Annotated in this window: 15 protein-coding genes and 2 pseudogenes; 13 read left to right on the forward strand and 4 right to left on the reverse strand. The window is 55.3% G+C overall.

Annotated elements, in window-relative coordinates:
• Nucleotides 1–197: 197 nt before the first annotated feature.
• Together FHW16_RS14585 and FHW16_RS14590 are read left to right on the forward strand one after the other, a co-directional pair.
• Nucleotides 198–1,076: a class II glutamine amidotransferase gene (locus FHW16_RS14585; protein ID WP_182549911.1), complete on the forward strand. Its 879-nt coding sequence runs from the start codon at nucleotides 198–200 to the stop codon at nucleotides 1,074–1,076.
• A 136-nt stretch (nucleotides 1,077–1,212) separates the two neighbouring features.
• The gene (locus FHW16_RS14590; RefSeq protein ID WP_182549912.1) at nucleotides 1,213–2,619 is read left to right on the forward strand and encodes an MFS transporter; all 1,407 of its coding nucleotides are present in this window, start codon (nucleotides 1,213–1,215) and stop codon (nucleotides 2,617–2,619) included.
• Nucleotides 2,620–2,795: 176 nt separating this feature from the next.
• Here the strand turns inward: FHW16_RS14590 and FHW16_RS14595 are convergent, their stop codons facing one another.
• On the reverse strand, nucleotides 2,796–3,251 hold the full coding sequence (locus FHW16_RS14595; protein ID WP_182549913.1) for a hypothetical protein: 456 nt from the start codon (nucleotides 3,249–3,251) through the stop codon (nucleotides 2,796–2,798).
• Between the two features lie 230 nt (nucleotides 3,252–3,481).
• Complete coding sequence (locus FHW16_RS14600; protein WP_432652029.1) at nucleotides 3,482–3,808, reverse strand: GNAT family N-acetyltransferase; 327 nt, start codon at nucleotides 3,806–3,808, stop codon at nucleotides 3,482–3,484.
• On the opposite strand from FHW16_RS14600, the pseudogene FHW16_RS28885 reads away from it, so the two are divergent.
• From FHW16_RS28885 to FHW16_RS14645, 11 genes and pseudogenes are all read left to right on the forward strand, one after another.
• Nucleotides 3,768–3,869, forward strand: a pseudogene (locus FHW16_RS28885) (type IV secretory system conjugative DNA transfer family protein); the annotation flags it as partial. The gene FHW16_RS14600 and the pseudogene FHW16_RS28885 overlap by 41 nt on opposite strands.
• 21 nt (nucleotides 3,870–3,890) lie before the next feature.
• On the forward strand, nucleotides 3,891–4,808 hold the full coding sequence (locus FHW16_RS14605; RefSeq protein ID WP_182549915.1) for a nucleotidyltransferase and HEPN domain-containing protein: 918 nt from the start codon (nucleotides 3,891–3,893) through the stop codon (nucleotides 4,806–4,808).
• Nucleotides 4,809–5,120: 312 nt separating this feature from the next.
• Nucleotides 5,121–6,383 (forward strand): DNA (cytosine-5-)-methyltransferase, encoded by a 1,263-nt coding sequence (gene dcm / locus FHW16_RS14610; RefSeq protein WP_182549916.1) that lies wholly within the window; start codon nucleotides 5,121–5,123, stop codon nucleotides 6,381–6,383.
• Entirely contained in the window at nucleotides 6,376–6,831 is a 456-nt protein-coding gene (locus tag FHW16_RS14615; RefSeq protein WP_182549917.1) for a very short patch repair endonuclease, read from the forward strand. The genes dcm and FHW16_RS14615 overlap by 8 nt, the downstream gene beginning before the upstream one ends.
• On the forward strand, nucleotides 6,832–8,058 hold the full coding sequence (locus tag FHW16_RS14620) for a type II restriction endonuclease (RefSeq protein ID WP_182549918.1): 1,227 nt from the start codon (nucleotides 6,832–6,834) through the stop codon (nucleotides 8,056–8,058).
• Nucleotides 8,059–8,171: 113 nt separating this feature from the next.
• Nucleotides 8,172–8,390, forward strand: a pseudogene (locus FHW16_RS28890) (substrate-binding domain-containing protein); the annotation flags it as partial.
• Between the two features lie 685 nt (nucleotides 8,391–9,075).
• Nucleotides 9,076–9,408 (forward strand): hypothetical protein, encoded by a 333-nt coding sequence (locus FHW16_RS14625; protein WP_182549919.1) that lies wholly within the window; start codon nucleotides 9,076–9,078, stop codon nucleotides 9,406–9,408.
• Between the two features lie 229 nt (nucleotides 9,409–9,637).
• Nucleotides 9,638–11,086 carry a TolC family protein gene (locus FHW16_RS14630; protein WP_182549920.1) on the forward strand — a complete coding sequence of 483 codons (1,449 nt, stop codon included), beginning with the start codon at nucleotides 9,638–9,640 and terminating at the stop codon, nucleotides 11,084–11,086.
• 4 nt (nucleotides 11,087–11,090) lie between these two features.
• Complete coding sequence (locus tag FHW16_RS14635; protein ID WP_182549921.1) at nucleotides 11,091–12,224, forward strand: FtsX-like permease family protein; 1,134 nt, start codon at nucleotides 11,091–11,093, stop codon at nucleotides 12,222–12,224.
• Nucleotides 12,225–12,229: 5 nt separating this feature from the next.
• Nucleotides 12,230–12,961 carry an ABC transporter ATP-binding protein gene (locus FHW16_RS14640; RefSeq protein ID WP_182549922.1) on the forward strand — a complete coding sequence of 244 codons (732 nt, stop codon included), beginning with the start codon at nucleotides 12,230–12,232 and terminating at the stop codon, nucleotides 12,959–12,961.
• The gene (locus FHW16_RS14645; RefSeq protein ID WP_182549923.1) at nucleotides 12,948–13,874 is read left to right on the forward strand and encodes an HlyD family secretion protein; all 927 of its coding nucleotides are present in this window, start codon (nucleotides 12,948–12,950) and stop codon (nucleotides 13,872–13,874) included. The genes FHW16_RS14640 and FHW16_RS14645 overlap by 14 nt, the downstream gene beginning before the upstream one ends.
• 281 nt (nucleotides 13,875–14,155) lie before the next feature.
• On the opposite strand, the gene FHW16_RS14650 is transcribed toward FHW16_RS14645, so the two are convergent.
• Nucleotides 14,156–16,102, reverse strand: coding sequence for a MacB family efflux pump subunit (locus FHW16_RS14650; RefSeq protein WP_182549924.1), 1,947 nt, complete (start codon nucleotides 16,100–16,102; stop codon nucleotides 14,156–14,158).
• Nucleotides 16,099–17,286 carry an efflux RND transporter periplasmic adaptor subunit gene (locus tag FHW16_RS14655; protein ID WP_182549925.1) on the reverse strand — a complete coding sequence of 396 codons (1,188 nt, stop codon included), beginning with the start codon at nucleotides 17,284–17,286 and terminating at the stop codon, nucleotides 16,099–16,101. The genes FHW16_RS14650 and FHW16_RS14655 overlap by 4 nt, the downstream gene beginning before the upstream one ends.
• Nucleotides 17,287–17,442 lie beyond the last annotated feature (156 nt).

Raw genomic sequence — 17,442 nt, forward strand, 5'->3', positions numbered from 1 at the left:
GATCCAGGTGCGCGTCGAAGACGCTTGAACCAAACAGGCCAGACCGGTTGATTCCCGAGCGGTTTGTCCCATCGCGCTCCTCGGCCGACCGCATCGATTGATGCGGTCTTGACCAATTCCCGCCAACATACTATTATTCAAGATAATGATTGAATGATAGTTGGACTTAATGACCGTGTCGGTATGGAGGGCTGCTCATGAGCGGATTGTTTGGATTCAGCGCGAGCGAGGAAATCGATCCCGAAATTGACTTCGCTCTCTTGAAGCCCCGTGGCCAAGACGTTCATGGATATCTCGACGGATGGGGGGTTGCCGTCTTCGACGGTAAAGCGGCCCGAATCTTCAAGGAAACGCGCCCCTTTGCGCAAACCGCCCTTCACTCTCCGTTTCGAGGAAACGCCTTTCATACCCGGGTTGCCATCTCGCACCTCAACAGGGCAGAGGGCGTGCGAAGAAGCGTGACCGTCGCCGATATCCAACCGTTCGAGCGTGAGCTGGGCGGGCGGTCCTGGGTGCTAGCGCATGACGGCGCCTTGCTCGAGCATACCGATCTGGAGTTGGGGTTCTTTCGCCCCATCGGCGAAAGTCCTTCGGAACGGGCCTTCTGTAGTCTTCTGGAAGGAGTGCGCCCGGGTCTACCGAAAGGCGATGCTCCGATCGACATAGACCGTCTGGTCGCGTGTCTCGTACGTCAGATATCAGTCGTCAACAATCTCGGCCTGTTCAACTTCATCATGAGCGATGGCGAGCATGTGTTCGTCCACGCTCATACAGTGCTACATACCTTGGAGCGCACCGAATGGGCCGGCGAAGCACCGTTTGCGGCCACGCTGATCGCATCTTATCCCCTGACAGATCAGAAGGGTTGGCAACGCCTGCCCTCCAACTCTCTTACAGTATTCAGACAGGGGCGGCGGATTACGCAGATGCCGACGGAGGGCGAGGCACCGGGCACGGCCTGGGGGGAGCAGCGAGCGGAAGCACAAACCGTTCAGCGCCTGCGCGGGGAGGCAGAAGAATGCTGGCGGCAACACTGTGCGCAGATCGGTGACGCCATGAACTACGAAAGCGGTTGAACCGTCGTCGCCGCGAGTTAACCCCACCATCACCACTCGGTAAGGCTCACCGGACGAAAGTCCGCCGTCATCCCATGCGCTCACCTCGAACGCGTGCAGGAGCCATGCGCCTCGAAAATATCACGGAGACCCTGGAATGACCTCGACACTCCCAGCAGACGGCGCGAGCGCTTTGGCCAGGCCATCGCCTGCCTTTAAGATCCTGGCGTTCGTTCAGGCGACGCTGATCTTCACGATAGCGCTCATCATGATTCCACTGCCAAAAATCGCGGGTGAGTTTGCCCTCGGTTCAGCCGATGTCCTGTTGCTGCAAGTCGCTTATGGCCTGCCGTTCAGCGGCCTGCTTTTGTTCGGCGGGCGCCTCGCGGACCGCTATGGCGGACGGCGCATGTTCGTTCTTGGTCTCATCCTCTTTGGCGGCGCGTCATTGATCGCGGCGGCAGCGCCGGATTTCAGGGTGCTGGTCGGCATGAGATTCGCACAGGGCATCGGCGGTGCCATGACGGCACCAGCCGCCATGGCGATCCTTCGGATTCTGTTTCCCGATCCAGCAGCCTTCGGTCGCGCCATGGCAACGTGGGGTGGTGTCTCCGTGCTTGGGGCGGTGGTCGGTTTCGTCGCATCGGGCATCATTACGACCTGGATCTCGTGGCGCTGGATGTTTGTCATACCGGTGATCGTTTCCGTTGTCGGGCTGGTCGCCGCGTGCAGGATCATACCAAGCGACCATTTCGATCAGCACGCACATCGACCCGGCCTCGATCTCGGAGGCGCCCTCCTTGCCACCGCCGGTATTGTTGCGAGCAGCGTCGGCCTGATCGCGAGTGAGGAGCATCCATGGTCTTCCGACATGGTCCGCTGGCCCCTTGCCGCCGGCATCCTCTTGCTGATTGTGTTCTTCCTGGTCGAACGCAAGGCACGCGATCCGCTGCTTCCGCCCAGGTTCATCACGGACTCTCGCCGGCTGGTCGGTTTGACCGGAATGCTGCTCGCGGCCGCTGGCTCCGTCCTGATCGAATTTGTGCTGTCTCTTTACCTGCAGCGCGTCGTTGGCTGGTCTTCGCTCATGACAGCGGTGTCCTTCCTGCCCTTCGTCGTGTGCCTGATCGCGAGCAATCAGATTGCGGCCGGTCTTGTAGGGCGTATCGGCGCGACACCTGTGACAATCATCGGTTTTCTGATCTCGGCGGCCGGACTTGCCTTGCTAGCCCTGATGGGCCGTGATGCAGCCTATGTGTCCATCCTGCTGCCGGGCCAAATTCTCCTTGCGATCGGTATTGCCCAGGTGTTCTCCGGCTCGGCTGTCCTGGCGACGATGAACGTTCCCGAGCATCAAGGCGGGCTTGCTGGCGGCGTCATGAACACAACAATGGAGCTTGGACCGACGATCGGCCTCTCTGCACTGATGTCGGTGGCAGCAACGCAGAACGACGTGGTGCAAGGCTATGCCTGGGCCTTCGGAACGGCCGCCGTCGTATTTGTTGTCACAGCTCTCATCGGAGCGATTATGATCAGGCGACGCGAGATCGTTGAATCAGTCTGACTGGATTTGCAGGATTCCGTTGTCGTCTTTAGCAACATAAGCTCTTACTCGCATACACCACATCCACCTTCTAAGCCGAAAATCAGCTAGCGGGATTTATGGAACTCAAGGGGTGTCTCCCTCATATCAGGTCATTCTCGTGGGCATCGTGAATTGGCTGGTCCGCAGCGTAATGATCACGCTCCTGTTATTTTCGAAATGTTCAATCCGGCGTTGGCCTGCCTTGCAGCCAACACGATGCAAAAGAGAAAAAACACAGGAAGTGGCAGCAGTCTTTGAACAGCAAGCCATATATCGATGCTGAAAATCATCATTGAAACCGAGCAGAGCAGCACGACGAGGAAGGCACATCCTGAAAGAGCAAAATAGATCTGACGCCATTGTACGCTTGTCATATGCGAACGCTGTTCAAACAGGATGTTTCGGGTGCCTCTCGTCTGCTCTGCCAGCACCATAAAGATAATTGCTGCCGGCAGGAACGACAGCCCACGGCGGACCCTGGCTGAACTGGCCGTACCCTCCAGCCACATATGGTCCAGCACACCGATCAGGTATGTAAGCGCGCCATTTGCCACGAGGACAACAAACAAACGCCAGAGGATACTCCAGAACACGCGCAGGAACGTTGCCATTTCTGTATTCACTCCTCAAAGCAGATGTTCGGTTCACGGCATCTTATAGACGGCTGCATTGTCCTGAAATTCCCGCAGACCGTTATAGGACGGATGCCTGAGTTTTCCGTCGTGAGTCCAGGCGCGACTCGCCCCACTATTTTGCAGTCATACCATTTGCATGGCTGTTGGAAAGTCTGCATGCCGCCGGTGGGCTGTCGGTAGTGTTTACTTGCCATAGCAGGATACCGCTATGCGCGAACCATCCGACCAAACATTCCCGGCCATTCGCTCGCCAGGGCGACATAGACATACTCATCGCCCCACACATCATTGAAGCGGTCATTTTGAATAAGGTGTGCCTCGCGGCGCAACCCCGGTTGCTCGACAACCCCGACAGAGCCTTTGTCAGCCGCATCGAGCCGGGCAATATCCGGGTGGAATCCAAAATCGGTGCAACCTAAATTCATCACGGTCGTAACAGCTTCCGTCGCATAGCCTTTGCCGCAAAATTGAGGGTTGAACAATCTGCCTGCACACGTTGAGCTGCTGTTTCTTGCCGGACAACGCCCTGTCATTGCGGCAAAACTTGCCTATTATGCTGATCGTGAGTTTAAGGGACTCTTCAATGCGCAATGAAAGACGACAGAGACAAGACCGATGAATTCCAGCCTCGACCATCTGCCGCCGCAAAAACAACGCGAACTTGCCCGGGTACTGGAGATCATCCACGAGGCATTTGCCGATATGGCCGGTGTATCGGCGGAGGTTAAAAAGCGCGGGCGGATATTCAAGATCATCCTGTTCGGCTCCTATGCGCGCGGCACATGGGTGGATGAGCCGCATACCACAAAGGGCTATCGCTCCGACTATGACATTCTCGTCATCGTCAACACCCGGGAGCTCACCGCACCGGAACTCTGGGACAAGGCCACCGACCGGCTGATGTGGGACAAGGGCGTCAGGACACCCGTTGGCCTCATTGTTCACGGTGCACGCGAGGTCAACAATTTCCTGAGCAACGGCCAGTATTTCTTCGCCGATATCCGGCGTCAGGGCATCGTCCTTTACGAAATGGACAACCGGCCGCTTGCCGAGCCAAAACCAATGTCGCCACAGCAAGCCTTTGAGATAGCAGAAAAGCACTCAGTTGCCCGTTTTAGAATGGTCGATACGTTTGTTGAGTCCGCGATCTTCAGATTGCAGAAGCACGACACAAACGGTACAGCCTTCATGCTTCATCAAGCCGTTGAGCACATGTATTCTGCTCTGCTTCTCACGCTGACCAATTACAGTCCACCATCCCACAATCTGAAATTCCTGCGCGGTCTGGCGGAAGACAAGGACCATCGTCTGGTGGAAGCATGGCCACGCGACCAGCAACGCTTCACTGCCTGGTACAACACTCTCAACGAGGCCTATGTGAAGGCACGCTATTCCCATCAGTACGATATCAGCGAGGAAGCGCTCTCCTGGCTCGCCGCACGTGCCTCGATCCTGCATGATCTGGTCAAGACCATTTGTGCCGAACATCTGGATAGACTGGAAAGAGCGGCCAGCGCCAATGATGGCGCTTAATGATCGCATCGACACACGCCCGAAGATGCCACGCGCCATGATGTCGCCAATTGTAAGCGGTGATGGGTAATGTGGGTCCGCTGGATTTCATAGAAAATTGGCTTGCGCCGACGGAAAGATATCGGCCGAAATCCCCCCTTGGACTCAGATATAATGATTCTTGCCTGCGAGTTCCTTCAGACGATCTTGTGACATGCATTCGAGGTGATTGAGATGACCGGATCGCGCCGGAACATACAAGGAACAGATTGTAAGGCGGGAAGCTTTGTGTCAGCGTGTCATAAAATGACACAGTGATGATTCGGAGTTGAGATGCGAAACGAAGATCGCCCGGAATTTGCAAGAATCCGGGAACAGGCAGCTCTGACACTGGATGAAGCAGCAGAACTGCTCGAAGTCTCTCCGCGAATGATCTACCGATACGAAAGCGGCGAGTGCCAGCCCAGCAAGCTTGCACTTCGCACGCTCAGGGACAAGGCAGAAGAGCGTGCTCCGCATGCAAACAGTGCAAGATTTCGGTTCATCGATCTCTTTGCCGGCATCGGCGGACTGCGGCTCGGGTTCGAGAGTATCGGCGGACATTGTGCCTTTACGTCTGAGTGGGATCCGAACAGCCAGAAGACCTACGGGCTGAACTTCCGTGACAATCATCCAATCGGCGGAGATATTCGCGAATTTTCCGAGCACCCGGACAGGATACCGGAACATGATGTGCTTCTCGCCGGATTTCCCTGCCAGCCGTTCTCTATCGCCGGGGTTTCAAAGAAGAATGCGCTTGGCCGCCCCCATGGTTTTCTCTGCGATACGCAAGGGACCCTGTTTTTCGATACGGCGCAGATCATTGCCCATCACCGCCCGGCAGCCTTTGTGCTGGAGAATGTCAAGAACCTGCAGCGCCACGACAAGGGACGCACGTTCGCCACCATCATCAACGTGCTTGAAAACGAGCTCGGCTACAAAGTGCAGTACCGGGTCATCAGCTCGGAGCCATGGGTTCCGCAAAAGCGCGAGCGGATATTCATCGTCGGCTTCCGCGATCCAACGACCTTTGATTTTGCAAATCTGAAAATACCGGATGCAAAGTCAGGTCCGAAACTCAGCAGCATCCTGCAGCCACATGACGAGGTCGATCCGAAATACACGCTCACCCCTCGCCTGTGGGAATACCTGCAGCAGTACAAGGCCAAGCATCAGGCAAAGGGCAACGGCTTCGGCTTCAGCCTGTTTGGTCCGGACGATGTGGCCCGCACCCTTTCGGCGAGGTATTACAAGGACGGTTCCGAAGTCCTGATCGACCAGCCAGGCAAGCGCCCCCGCCGCCTGACACCGCTTGAATGTGCCCGGCTCATGGGATTTGACCGTGGTGACCGGCGCTTCCGCATCAGCGTTTCCGATACGCAGGCCTATCGCCAGTTCGGCAATGCTGTCGTGGTACCCGTCGTTGAATTCATCGCGCAGGCAATGCAGCGACATATTGAAACGGCCATCCGGCGCGCAGAGGCATTGCCCGAAGTTGCCTATGATGTTCCGGTCGTGACAAGACCGGAACGCGTGCCCGCTGCTGTCAATGCCTGACACTGTCACCCCCGACGTCAGAAGCCGGATGATGGCGGGCATCAGGGGAAAGAACACACGCCCGGAAATGCTTTTGCGGCAGGGATTGCATGCAGCCGGATTTCGTTTCCGGCTGCATGACCGCAAGCTGCCGGGCTCCCCGGACCTCGTGTTTCCGCGCCATCGCGCCGTTATCTTTGCCAATGGCTGTTTCTGGCATGGTCATGACTGCCATCTGTTCAAAGTCCCGTCGACGAGGCCGGAGTTCTGGCTGCCGAAGATCGAAGGCAATCGCAGGAGAGATGAACTCGCAACGGCGGCGCTTGCGGGCGCCGGATGGAGGCAGGCAGTCGTCTGGGAGTGTGCGCTCAAGGGCAGAACGCGGCGCCCGCTTGCCGACGTACTGGAAAGCTGCGCGGCGTGGCTGACGTCGGACCTGCCGCATCTTGAAATCAGGGGGAAAGAATAAATGCGCCGGGGACAGCTGTCTGACTACTTTGAAGGCATCGTCGTCAAGCGGCTCAGTGCCGTCGAAACCACCCCTGCCCAGTCGCATCAGCATGAATTCAACGGGACAATAGAGTTGCGCCGTCTCTTCGGCGACGATGATCGCAAGAACATCCCTGCCCGCTTCATCTGGCTGGGACAGGAGCAGGAGGCTATTACCGTCGAGGGCAGTCTCACCTGGTACGACGCACGACGCAGGCACCCGACCCGCACCGAGTACCGTCTCTACTATTATGAAAACGAAATCACCGAACTGATGAAACAGGGCGATGTTTTCTTTCTAGCAGTCTGCCGTGACGGGTCTGCCATGGTCATCATCACCCCTGCCGACAGTACAATCCAGAACCAACTCCTTTGGCTCTTCGGTCTGGAGGATCAGCCCGAATTTCAGTTCACGTTCCAACAGATCGAGGGATCGCATGATACGGAGCTGGATTTTACAGCCCGCTATATTCTTGATGAACTCGGCATCGAGCCAGCCGAGCCGGAAGCCAATACACTCGATACCCTGATCGAGAAATTCGGGCTGGTATTTCCGACAACCCGGATCTTTTCCGAGCTCGCACGATCATCCCTCCCCGAGGTTTCTGCCAAAGACGATCCGGACGCTGCGCTTGTTGCCTGGATTGACCGCGAGGAGCAGCTGTTCCGCCGGCTCGAGCGACGCATTGTTGCCGAGAGGATCAGCAATGGTTTCGGCTCCGTTGACAATGCTGATGTTGACGGCTTCCTCAGCTTTTCGTTGAGCGTGCAGAACCGGCGAAAGTCCCGCGCCGGATCCGCCCTTGAAAATCATCTCGAGACAATCTTCATCGCGCATGGCATTCGCTATGCCCGCGGTGTCGAGACAGAAAACCGCAACAAACCGGACTTCCTGTTTCCGGGACAGATCGAATATCGCGATCCGGCGTATCCGGCCGAGCGCCTCTTCATGCTCGGATCGAAGTCGACGCTCAAGGATCGCTGGAGACAGGTCTTGTCGGAAGCCGCGCGGATCGAGAACAAGCATTTGTTGACACTGGAACCTGGCATTTCGGAAAACCAGACTGATGAAATGCAAACAAAGAAACTGCAGCTCGTGCTGCCACGGAAGATTCATCCGACCTACAAGCCGGAACAGCAAAGTTGGCTGATAGACGTGCACATGTTCCTCGCCATTTTGGAAAACAGGCATGTCAATTCTGATTGATTGCCGGGCTGTCTGGCGTGGTGAGGTAGGGGTGTTCTTCCTATTCAGCAATCGGCTTTTGTTGCCTGTAATTCCACTCGTACCAGACATCTTTGTTGATCGCGTGCGAAAAGAAGCTCGGTCTGACTGTGCCCGGTGATGTTTCACGGGTGGGATACAATGACATTCCAATTGTCAGCCATTTGCCTACACCGTTTACGACGCTGAGGATGCCATTCGATTAAATAGCGTCCGAAGCACTTGATCTGCTTTCGGGTGAACAGGATAGCGGTGACGATCGCATCCGGGTTTCCGCCCCCACACTCAACCCACGCAAATCAACGGCCCCACTTGATAAGTATCGCCCCGGGCAGCAGCGCTCGATTGTGTGGTTGGGGATTTCGGCCGGCACCCGGTTTGCACACGATGTTCGAGGCTCACGTCGAAGCTGGAATGAAAGCCACGCAACGGTACCTGTGCTGTATATTCAAATTTGGAAGTAACGAAAAAACGATCGATTGTACGTGCCGCGAACGGCTGCGCAAATCTTCTTTTGTAAATGCCGATAAGAGCCAGTTTTCGCGAAATCCGATTACGGAAAAAAATCGCCAAGTGCTCATCAGAGTTTTCGCAATCAGCGTCGTCACACTCCCCGTGCAAACGTCATCGCGCGCGTGCCATATCGGCAAGTCTGTGCGTTTACTGATCTGGGGAGTGTGAAAAAGCTCATGCCCGATCAGAAGGCATAAGGCGATCAGTGCACAGAATCGAATTATCCTGTGATCGCGTTGCGCACTCCGTAACAATGATCACTACCTTTTTGGATTCGATTGCATACCGGACGTTTGCGCAGTTCTGATGTTTAAACTTCGGGTTATATCGCGATAAGGCGGCGACTTCTTTCGCGACACGTGCACCACAACGAACTGCTTTGCCTTCATCCACAAGGCAGTCTCAACACAACCTCCACGCTATCTCAATTCAATATAGATATCGTCAGCCCAAAGGTATTCTTCCAAGAAAGAGAAGGAAACCCAAATGTCTGTTCGTATGCTGTTCACATCGCTTGTTGCGTTGCCAATGATTGCAGCAGCCACTCAATCTTACGCTGGAGAATACGAATACTTCCAAGACAGTGATGGTAGTGTTTATGAGAGTTATAGCGATGATCGTGGTTCGCAGTTTGATACAGGCACAGCTGCCGCACTTGGGATTTTCGGCGGGATAGCTGCCGGTGCGATGATTGCAAATGCCGGGTCGTCACGCCACTTGACCGTTCGTGAGGAGCCAAACTGCTACACGACTTGGCGCAGAGTGTGGAGCGATTATTATAGCGAATATCATCGCCAGCGGCTTCGCGTTTGTGAATAAGACAGCGCTCGCATAACTGGATATCTAAAATCCAGAATAGCTGTAAGCAGCCCATCCATCATGTTCCCGCAATGCGCATCAAATAATGTCCGTAGAGTTGGATGTGAGAAGCAATGCCCGCAAATAAAGTAACTAGCGCGATTGGGAAAAGTGAATGTTCCCGCGGCTTCCACGACCATGGATGTGCCTCAATTATCGGGTGCGGGGTCCAAGGTCGAATGCGTGAGATTTGACATTGCCCCTTGCCTCATTGCTCCTTCGCCGTGTGCGCATGAAGACCATCTGCGCCCTCGCCGGTGCGGCAACGCTTGCCGCGTGCCAGAATGACGTGGCGGGCCTGGCGCTTTCCGCGCCCAGCCTGCCGGCGAGCTACTCGTCTGCCGCAAGGATGCCTGCAGCCGGGCAGCGAGATATGCGCGATTGGTGGCAGGTCTTCGGCGATCCCGTCCTGAGCGGCCTCATCGTGCGTTCGCTTGGACAGAACCTTACCATTCTTCAGGCAAAACAGCAGCTTATCGCGGCACGCATGATGGCACGGACATCAAGAACGCTTTTCATGCCCACGGCCGACATCTCAGGCGCCGCCAACGCCGGAACAGATTCCGTCAAATCGCAGGAGTTGCTGCGCCGTCCGATACAGCTCAACCTTGAAGTGGGCTGGGAAATGGGCATGTTCGGATTGACCGAGAATACGCAGCGGGCAGCCAAGGCGTCAGCCGATATGGCCGCTGAAGATGTCGAAGCAGCGCGCATTGCTGTAACCGCAGAGATTGCAAGTGCTTACATGCATCTGCGTTCGCTGCAGGAACGTGAGGCCATCGCGCGCTCCTCACTCACACTGATTCAGCGTGATGGACAGCTTGCCGCGGTCAAATTTCGTTCTGGCCTCGCCACCACGTCGCAAATAGAAGAGTCCCGGATGAACCTCGGCGAGGCAAAGACAGAGCAAGCCAGATTTCAGACCCAGATCGACATTACACTGCAGCAGATCGCCACTCTTTTAGGGACAACCCAGATCGATGTCTCGCTGCGGCACGCAAAACCCCAACCCGCCGCCAGGCTAAGTCATATCACAGGCCGTCCGGCAGACCTTTTGCGCGCGCGGCCGGATGTCCGGCGGGCAGAACTTGCAACCGTGAGCGCGGCCGCCGATATCGGAATTGCTCAGGCTGACCTTTACCCAAAACTGCGGTTGAGCGGCATTGTCGGCGTTGGTGGTCCGTCCAATGGCTCGCTCTTCGGAATTATGGGCGGCCCCTCGATTCAAATTCCGGTTTTTGATCAGGGACGGCGACGCGCCGTTGTTGCAGCACGGCAGGCTCTGTTCGATGAAGCCGTCGCGGCTTACCGTCAGAGCGTCATAGTTGCCTACGAAGAAGCATCGTCTGCGCTGCGGGCGTGGTCGTCGGTTCATGCCACTGTGAAGCAGTTGAATGTGGCTTTGGCGTCCGTACAAAAAATACGCTTGGAAACCACGGTTCTCGAACGGGAGGGTCTGAACGATCGATCCAAGTCGATTGGCTCAGAGCTGCGGGTCTTGGCGCTGCGCAAGCAACTGGCCGACGCACGGGAGGCCGAAGCCCTCGCTCTGATCATATTCTATAAGGCCATTGGTGGAGCTTCGCCGCTGACCACCAGCACACCTGACGGCGGCGCCGCTCCTCAACAGAAGGGGTAGCTGGGTGTCAGTTTCGATAGCACGCAAAACGCTCATCCATGAATGGCGCCGGTTTCTTCCCGCGATTGTTGCCGTGGGATTTTCCGGTGTTCTCATGATCGTTCAGGGCGCTTTGCTTCTCGGCATCATCGGCTCCAATGCGCTTTACGTTACCCAGTCCAGTGCACAATACTGGGTGGGTTTTCCTGGTACGCAAAGTGTGGACCTCGGGCGGCCAATCAGCGCCGGCATCGCAACCAGTCTCTACATGGAATCAAATATTTCCCATGTCGAACGCTTCTTGCTGGGCTCCGGCGACTGGCGCGGCGCCCGCAGAGGCGGCACAAGCATCAATATTGTTGGCATCGACGCCCGCCCCCGCAGCGTCGGTCTCTCCTTGGTCGTTCCCGCATCAATGCGGGATCTGCTCCAGCAATCTGGAACAGCCCTGATGGATGCGACCGACAGGCACAAGCTAGCTGTCGATGTCGGTGATACGGCTGAGATCAACGGACGCCGCATTCGTATTGTTGGCATGATTGAAGGGTTGAGGGGTCTTGGCGGTGTGAACATTATTACATCTATCGACACTGCCCGATCCTTGGACAACGCTCTTGGGGCAACGGATAATGTGACCTATTACCTTTATACCGTGACAAAATTCGGACCAGAAGATGCCATTCGCGAGCGTTTGAACAACCCGGGCGGAATCCCGCGCTTTCACGTCTGGTCCGCTCCGGAACTCGCTGGAATGTCGATAAAGTATTGGCTACTGGAATCCGGCGCGGGTATCGCCTTTATCTTTGCGACGATCATCGCCATGCTCGTCGGCGCGCTTGTCACCAGCCAGACACTGATGGCCGCCGTGGCCGGATCCATCCCGCAGTATGCAACGTTGCGCGCACTTGGCGTATCGTTCAAGGGACTGCGCGCTATTGTGATCGAACAGGCTGCCTGGGTCGGGGTTCTCGGCCTGCTTGTGGGTGCCGTTTTCAGCACGGCCGCCGCGCTAATAGCCCGCATCTACAGCGTACCCTTTGAATTGCGGACAAGCATAATCCTGGCAGCATCCACAGTCGTGCTTGCCGTGGCGTTTGCTGCCGGCCTCTTCGCCTTGCGGCGTCTTCAGCACGCTGATCCTGCAACTTTACTCCGGTGATCGACATGCAGCCAACAATTTCCGCAAGCGGTATCAGTAAGGCATTTGTTATCAAGCAAATTCGCACGATTGCCCTGCATAATGTGTCCATCGATATTTTTCCCGGTGAACTGACGCTGATTATAGGGCCTTCCGGATGCGGTAAGAGCACACTACTTGCTACCTTAAGTGGCCTGACGATTCCGGACGCAGGCACGATCAGAACCCTTGAAACCGATTTGGTCGCCGCGAGCGATGCCGAACGGGACTCGTTTCGTCTGCATCACTGCGGGTTCGTCTTCCAAGGCTTCAATCTGTTTCCTGCATTATCCGCCGTGGAGCAGGTCGCTGTACCATTGGATTATCTCGGGGTTGCCGCTGATGAGACCGCTGAGAGGGTAGAACGGGCGCTGGATCAGGTTGGGCTCAGTACCCGGCGTCACCTGCACCCCGCCGAACTGTCCGGTGGCGAAAAGCAGCGCGTTGCCATTGCCCGTGCCATTGTCAAAAACCCCGCCATACTTTTTGCCGACGAGCCGACGAGCGCGCTCGACAGTGTGAACGGTCAAATCGTCATTGAGATACTGCATGCGATCGCGAGACGCACGCGGGCAACGGTTCTTTGCGTCTCGCACGACCCTCGCCTTATTGCTCACGCGGATCGCGTCCTGCAGATGGAAGATGGCCGCATTCTTCGTGACTGGCGTCCCAACGCCGGTACAAACGCCACAGGAAATACAAACCATGACTATGTTTAGCCGATCTACCGTGCAGTATACCGTCGTTCTGACAGCCCTCGCCGGTGCCGGTCTGCTGCTTTGGAGCACGTCAAACGCGACGGAGACCCATCAGGCGGAAATCACGTCAGCCAAGCCCAATATTATTGCCGCCGCGCGCGGCATTGTGGATGTGGAAGGTGGCTTGCTGCGGTTGTCAACACCGCGTGACGGGATGATTGAGCAGGTGCGGGTGAAGGAAGGACAGCGGATTGAACGCGGCGATATTCTTGCAACTCTAGACAATCGCCGCGAGCTCATCGCCGTCCGTACCTCCGAAGCAGAACTGCGCCAGACCAAAGGGCAGCTCGATGCATTGCAAGCAAAGCTGAACGCGCAGACACGGCAGGTAGCAAGATTTCGCCGGGCAGCGGCAGGAAATGCTATTTCCGCCCAGGCCCTGGACGAAGCCGAAGCCCAGTTGGCTGGTCTGAAATCCGAAGTGGTAATTGCCGAAGCCATATTGGCGGCAGCAGAAAGCCGTGTGGACAACAGCCGGCTCGAAGTTGAAATGCGGCTTGTACGTGCACCCGTTGCGGCGCGTATCATCCGCCTGTCCGCGTGGATTGGTGAGGTTGTGTCCACCCAAGGTGCCAGCGAGCTTTTCACACTTTTGCCCGAGGCTCCGATTATCGTTCGTGCCGAGATTCAGGAGCAATTTGTCAAATTGGTCGAACCCGACATGTATGTCGACATTATTTCAGAAAATGATGACATCATTTCAGTTCCGGGCCGGGTCAAAAGTATCCAACAGGTTCTTGAACAACCCAAATCCCGTGACACGCCTGGTGATCGTGTCGATATCCGTACAGCCGAGTGCATTATCAATATCCAGTCCAAGTCACCCTTCCTCATTGGACAGCGCGTAGTAATTCGCTTCAAGCCCAGACCGTAAGATTATACAGCTCGCCATTGGTCGATTTGTCGGCAAGTAGGACAACCTGCTTTAACGATTGGCTTGATCCTACGAGCTCAACTGAAAAGAACAATCGCAACTGGCTTCAAATAAACTGGACAGCTCGCGTTGAGGCACAGAAGACCTCACAAGAAAGCGAACGGAACGTACAAGCGATCTATGCGGCAGGCTTGGACTTGCAATCCCGAGCAGCATCCGCAACGGGCAGGCTCCTGCCGGTGCTGATGCGAGTACGAAATTGCCCACGCACGCGCATCTCTCTACTCACGTGTAAGTGCATCCACAGGTGTTAGTTGTGCAGCACTGCGAGCGGGCAGATAGCCAAACACCAACCCAACGGCGATAGCTGAGGCAGTGGCGACGATTATCGAAGCGCTTGTGAAGATCATTGGGTAGTCTCCTTCCGCAGAGCCCATCGCGGCGCCTATTGCCAGCGCGAGACATAAGCCAAAAACTGCACCCACAATACAGATCACAACCGCCTCAAGCTGAAACTGCAACATTATATCCATACGCCGTGCGCCAACAGCCATACGCAAGCCGATTTCCTTTATGCGTTCTGTGACTGTTACGAGCATTATATTCATTACTCCAATACCACCTACGACAAGAGCGATTGCAGCTACTGACGTGATAAGCATCGACATAGACCGAGAAGTATTTTCGAATGTCTTGCGAAGCTGATCGCTGTTGAAAATGAAAAAATCTTTCAGACCGTGGCGGCGCGTCAATAAGTTGACAATGGCCCCTTCCGCAAAACGTGTATCGATGCGATCTGATACCCGAATTGTGAGGCCAGTGAGACTGGACGCTTGACCACTTAACCGGCTCAGCATAGCGGTGTAGGGAATATAAATCTGTAAACTACGACTACCGTCACTACTCCGGCGCGGTGCGAGAACACCTGTTATCACTAGGGGAAGTTTTTGCACCATGATGACTTTCCCGATTGGATCCACACCTTCACGGAAAAGACGGCGTTTGGTGTTGTCATCGATGAGTGCAACTTGCAATCTGCTCTCAATATCGCGATTGTCAAAGAACCGCCCGCGGCCCAGCTTCAGATTGTTGACCTGGAAATAGCTTTCCCCAACACCATTGACCTCTGTGTTTAGCAAGACGTTATCCATGCGCACTGTGGTAGACGTTGAAATCACAGGGGATACACTATCCACATAAGGTTGGGCACTCAGAGCATCGGCATCTTCCGGTAAAAGTGTACGAATACGACTTGCGCGCTCATCACCCCAGTCACTGCCAGGATAGACACCGATTGTGCTCGCTCCAAGATCATTGACCTGATTTAGAACTTTTTGCTTGGACCCTTCCCCCAATCCAACGACTACGACGACAGCGGCAACCCCGATAATTATACCCAGCATTGTGAGCAGAGTTCGGATAGGATGTGCCGTGAGTGCACGGTACGCCATGGCTACGGCTTCCTTAACTCTGTACCAAAGGCTAGGGGCCGCATTTGTGCTGGCGCCCGATTTTTTAATGTCTGTTGTGGAAGTGTCCGCTCCTGCGTTGCGTTTATCGGCGATAATACGCCCATCAAATATCTCTATTATTCGGTCCGCATGTTCCGCAATCTTTGCATCATGAGTGACAATAATCACGGTATGCCCATCGCGATGAAGCTCCCGCAGGATCCGCAAAACCGTTTCGCCGCTCTTGCTGTCGAGTGCTCCGGTCGGCTCATCGGCGAGGATGACGTGCCCTCCGTTCATGAGCGCGCGGGCGATTGACACGCGTTGCTGTTGCCCGCCGGAAAGTTGGCTGGGACGATTCTGAATGCGATCGCCGAGCCCAAGTTTGCCCAGAAGCGCGTGGGATCGTTCACGGCGAACAGCCGGATCGATCCCGGCATAGATTGCCGGTATCTCGACGTTTCCTGCCGCGCTCAGATCTGCCATAAGATGATAGCGTTGAAAGATAAAACCAAAATGCTCGCGTCGGAGACTTGCCAGCTTATCAAGAGAGAGTTTTGCCGTCTCCTGTCCGTCTACACGGTAGCTTCCTGAATTCGGTTGATCGAGACAGCCAAGAATATTCATGAGCGTTGATTTGCCAGAGCCGCTCGCACCAATGATGGCCACCATCTCACCGGAGTTGATCGTCAAATCAACCGAGTTCAGGGCTACGATGGTTTCATCACCCAATCGGTGAAAACGAGTAACGTTCTTCAGTTCAATAAGTGCAGTCATATGGATGCTCCCGCCATCGGGTCCGACAACGGGCCATCGGCCCGTATAACCACCTCGTCACCCGCCGAGAGTCCACTTACCAGCTGAACTTGCACCTTGTTGGATATCCCAACAGTTACAATGCGCCATAATAATTTTCCGTCGGCGGTCTTAACGCGTACACGATAACGACCGTCAACCTCCTGCTCCGATAGTGCTGACCAAGGGATCAAGGGAACATCGACTTTCTCCCCAAGCACGATATCGACTTGAGCCGTCATGAGAGGACGCAGACGGCCTGCAGGATTCGGCACATCAAACAGACCATTATAATAGATCGCAGTATTTGCCTGGGCATTCGCCGAAGCCTGCAGACCAGCTTCGGTCGACATCGACACGGGCGCTGGTTCAATCTGCCCTAGCACTGCCTCTAATCGGGTTTGCTGATCTCCCAATATCTTGAACCATGCCCTTTGGCCGGTTTTAACCCTTCCGATATCCGCTTCCGATATCTGAACCTTCAACCGCATAACATCAAGTTGAGCCAAGACAACAATGGTTGGTACGCTCTGAGTGGAATTAAGTGTCTGTCCCTGCTTCGTCACCACGGCAATAACCACACCGTCGATTGGAGCTGCAATACGCGTATAGCCAAGATTGACTTGCGCGTTCTCCACCTCGATGCCAGCCTGGTCGATCTGTGCCGCGAGCGCTGCAACGTCAGCTTCCAAGGCTTTATATTCCGATTCAGCAGCCTCCGACTTCAACTCGGCAACAGCATTTTGCCTTACGAGCTTAACTTGCCGGAGATAGACTGCTTCGGCCTGTCGCAATTGAATAGTGCGCGCCTTATGCTGCGCGGTAACTTTCGCGAACGTCGCTTCTGCGATACGAAGCGCATTCTTTTGTGGCAATGGATCGATCTCGGCAATCAGATCCCCGTTCTTAACCTTCTGCCCAAGTTCAACATGCAACGCGTTGATTTTACCACTGACCTGCGCACCAACATTCACCATACGGGCGGGTTCGAGAACGCCATTGGCAAGAACTGTTTCCTCGATCGAACCCACTGTGATCGGCGCCGTTAAAACAGAAATTTGTGGTTTCCCGCCAAGCATTCCCGTCATCGCGGCAATGACATAGGCAGCTCCCGCGATGAGAACAATACCAACAGCTCTCCGCCAAAATAGTTTTGGTAATTTCATGATACGCAGCCAACTTTGAACCTGATTATTTGTAACCAGACTCACGTTTGGTATTTCAGGCACTGCGCAGGTTGTGTGGAGCTTATGTGGAGCGCCTCTTTCATCCTTGACGTTTCCCCCTGTGGGACTTTCTATACCGCCTAGCCCATTCAGGAG

Source organism: Phyllobacterium myrsinacearum (assembly GCF_014138285.1).
In the GTDB taxonomy this organism is placed as follows: Bacteria; Pseudomonadota; Alphaproteobacteria; order Rhizobiales; family Rhizobiaceae; genus Phyllobacterium; species Phyllobacterium myrsinacearum_A.

Bases quoted from the DNA above. Each gene is read 5' to 3' on its own strand.
- FHW16_RS14655 (WP_182549925.1), bottom strand. From the start codon at position 17,286: ATGAAATTACCAAAACTATTTTGGCGGAGAGCTGTTGGTATTGTTCTC.
- FHW16_RS14605 (WP_182549915.1), top strand. From the start codon at position 3,891: ATGAATTCCAGCCTCGACCATCTGCCGCCGCAAAAACAACGCGAACTT.
- FHW16_RS14640 (WP_182549922.1), top strand. From the start codon at position 12,230: ATGCAGCCAACAATTTCCGCAAGCGGTATCAGTAAGGCATTTGTTATC.
- FHW16_RS14615 (WP_182549917.1), top strand. From the start codon at position 6,376: ATGCCTGACACTGTCACCCCCGACGTCAGAAGCCGGATGATGGCGGGC.
- FHW16_RS14585 (WP_182549911.1), top strand. From the start codon at position 198: ATGAGCGGATTGTTTGGATTCAGCGCGAGCGAGGAAATCGATCCCGAA.
- dcm (WP_182549916.1), top strand. From the start codon at position 5,121: ATGCGAAACGAAGATCGCCCGGAATTTGCAAGAATCCGGGAACAGGCA.
- FHW16_RS14595 (WP_182549913.1), bottom strand. From the start codon at position 3,251: ATGGCAACGTTCCTGCGCGTGTTCTGGAGTATCCTCTGGCGTTTGTTT.
- FHW16_RS14620 (WP_182549918.1), top strand. From the start codon at position 6,832: ATGCGCCGGGGACAGCTGTCTGACTACTTTGAAGGCATCGTCGTCAAG.
- FHW16_RS14590 (WP_182549912.1), top strand. From the start codon at position 1,213: ATGACCTCGACACTCCCAGCAGACGGCGCGAGCGCTTTGGCCAGGCCA.
- FHW16_RS14645 (WP_182549923.1), top strand. From the start codon at position 12,948: ATGACTATGTTTAGCCGATCTACCGTGCAGTATACCGTCGTTCTGACA.
- FHW16_RS14625 (WP_182549919.1), top strand. From the start codon at position 9,076: ATGTCTGTTCGTATGCTGTTCACATCGCTTGTTGCGTTGCCAATGATT.
- FHW16_RS14600 (WP_432652029.1), bottom strand. From the start codon at position 3,808: ATGACAGGGCGTTGTCCGGCAAGAAACAGCAGCTCAACGTGTGCAGGC.
- FHW16_RS14650 (WP_182549924.1), bottom strand. From the start codon at position 16,102: ATGACTGCACTTATTGAACTGAAGAACGTTACTCGTTTTCACCGATTG.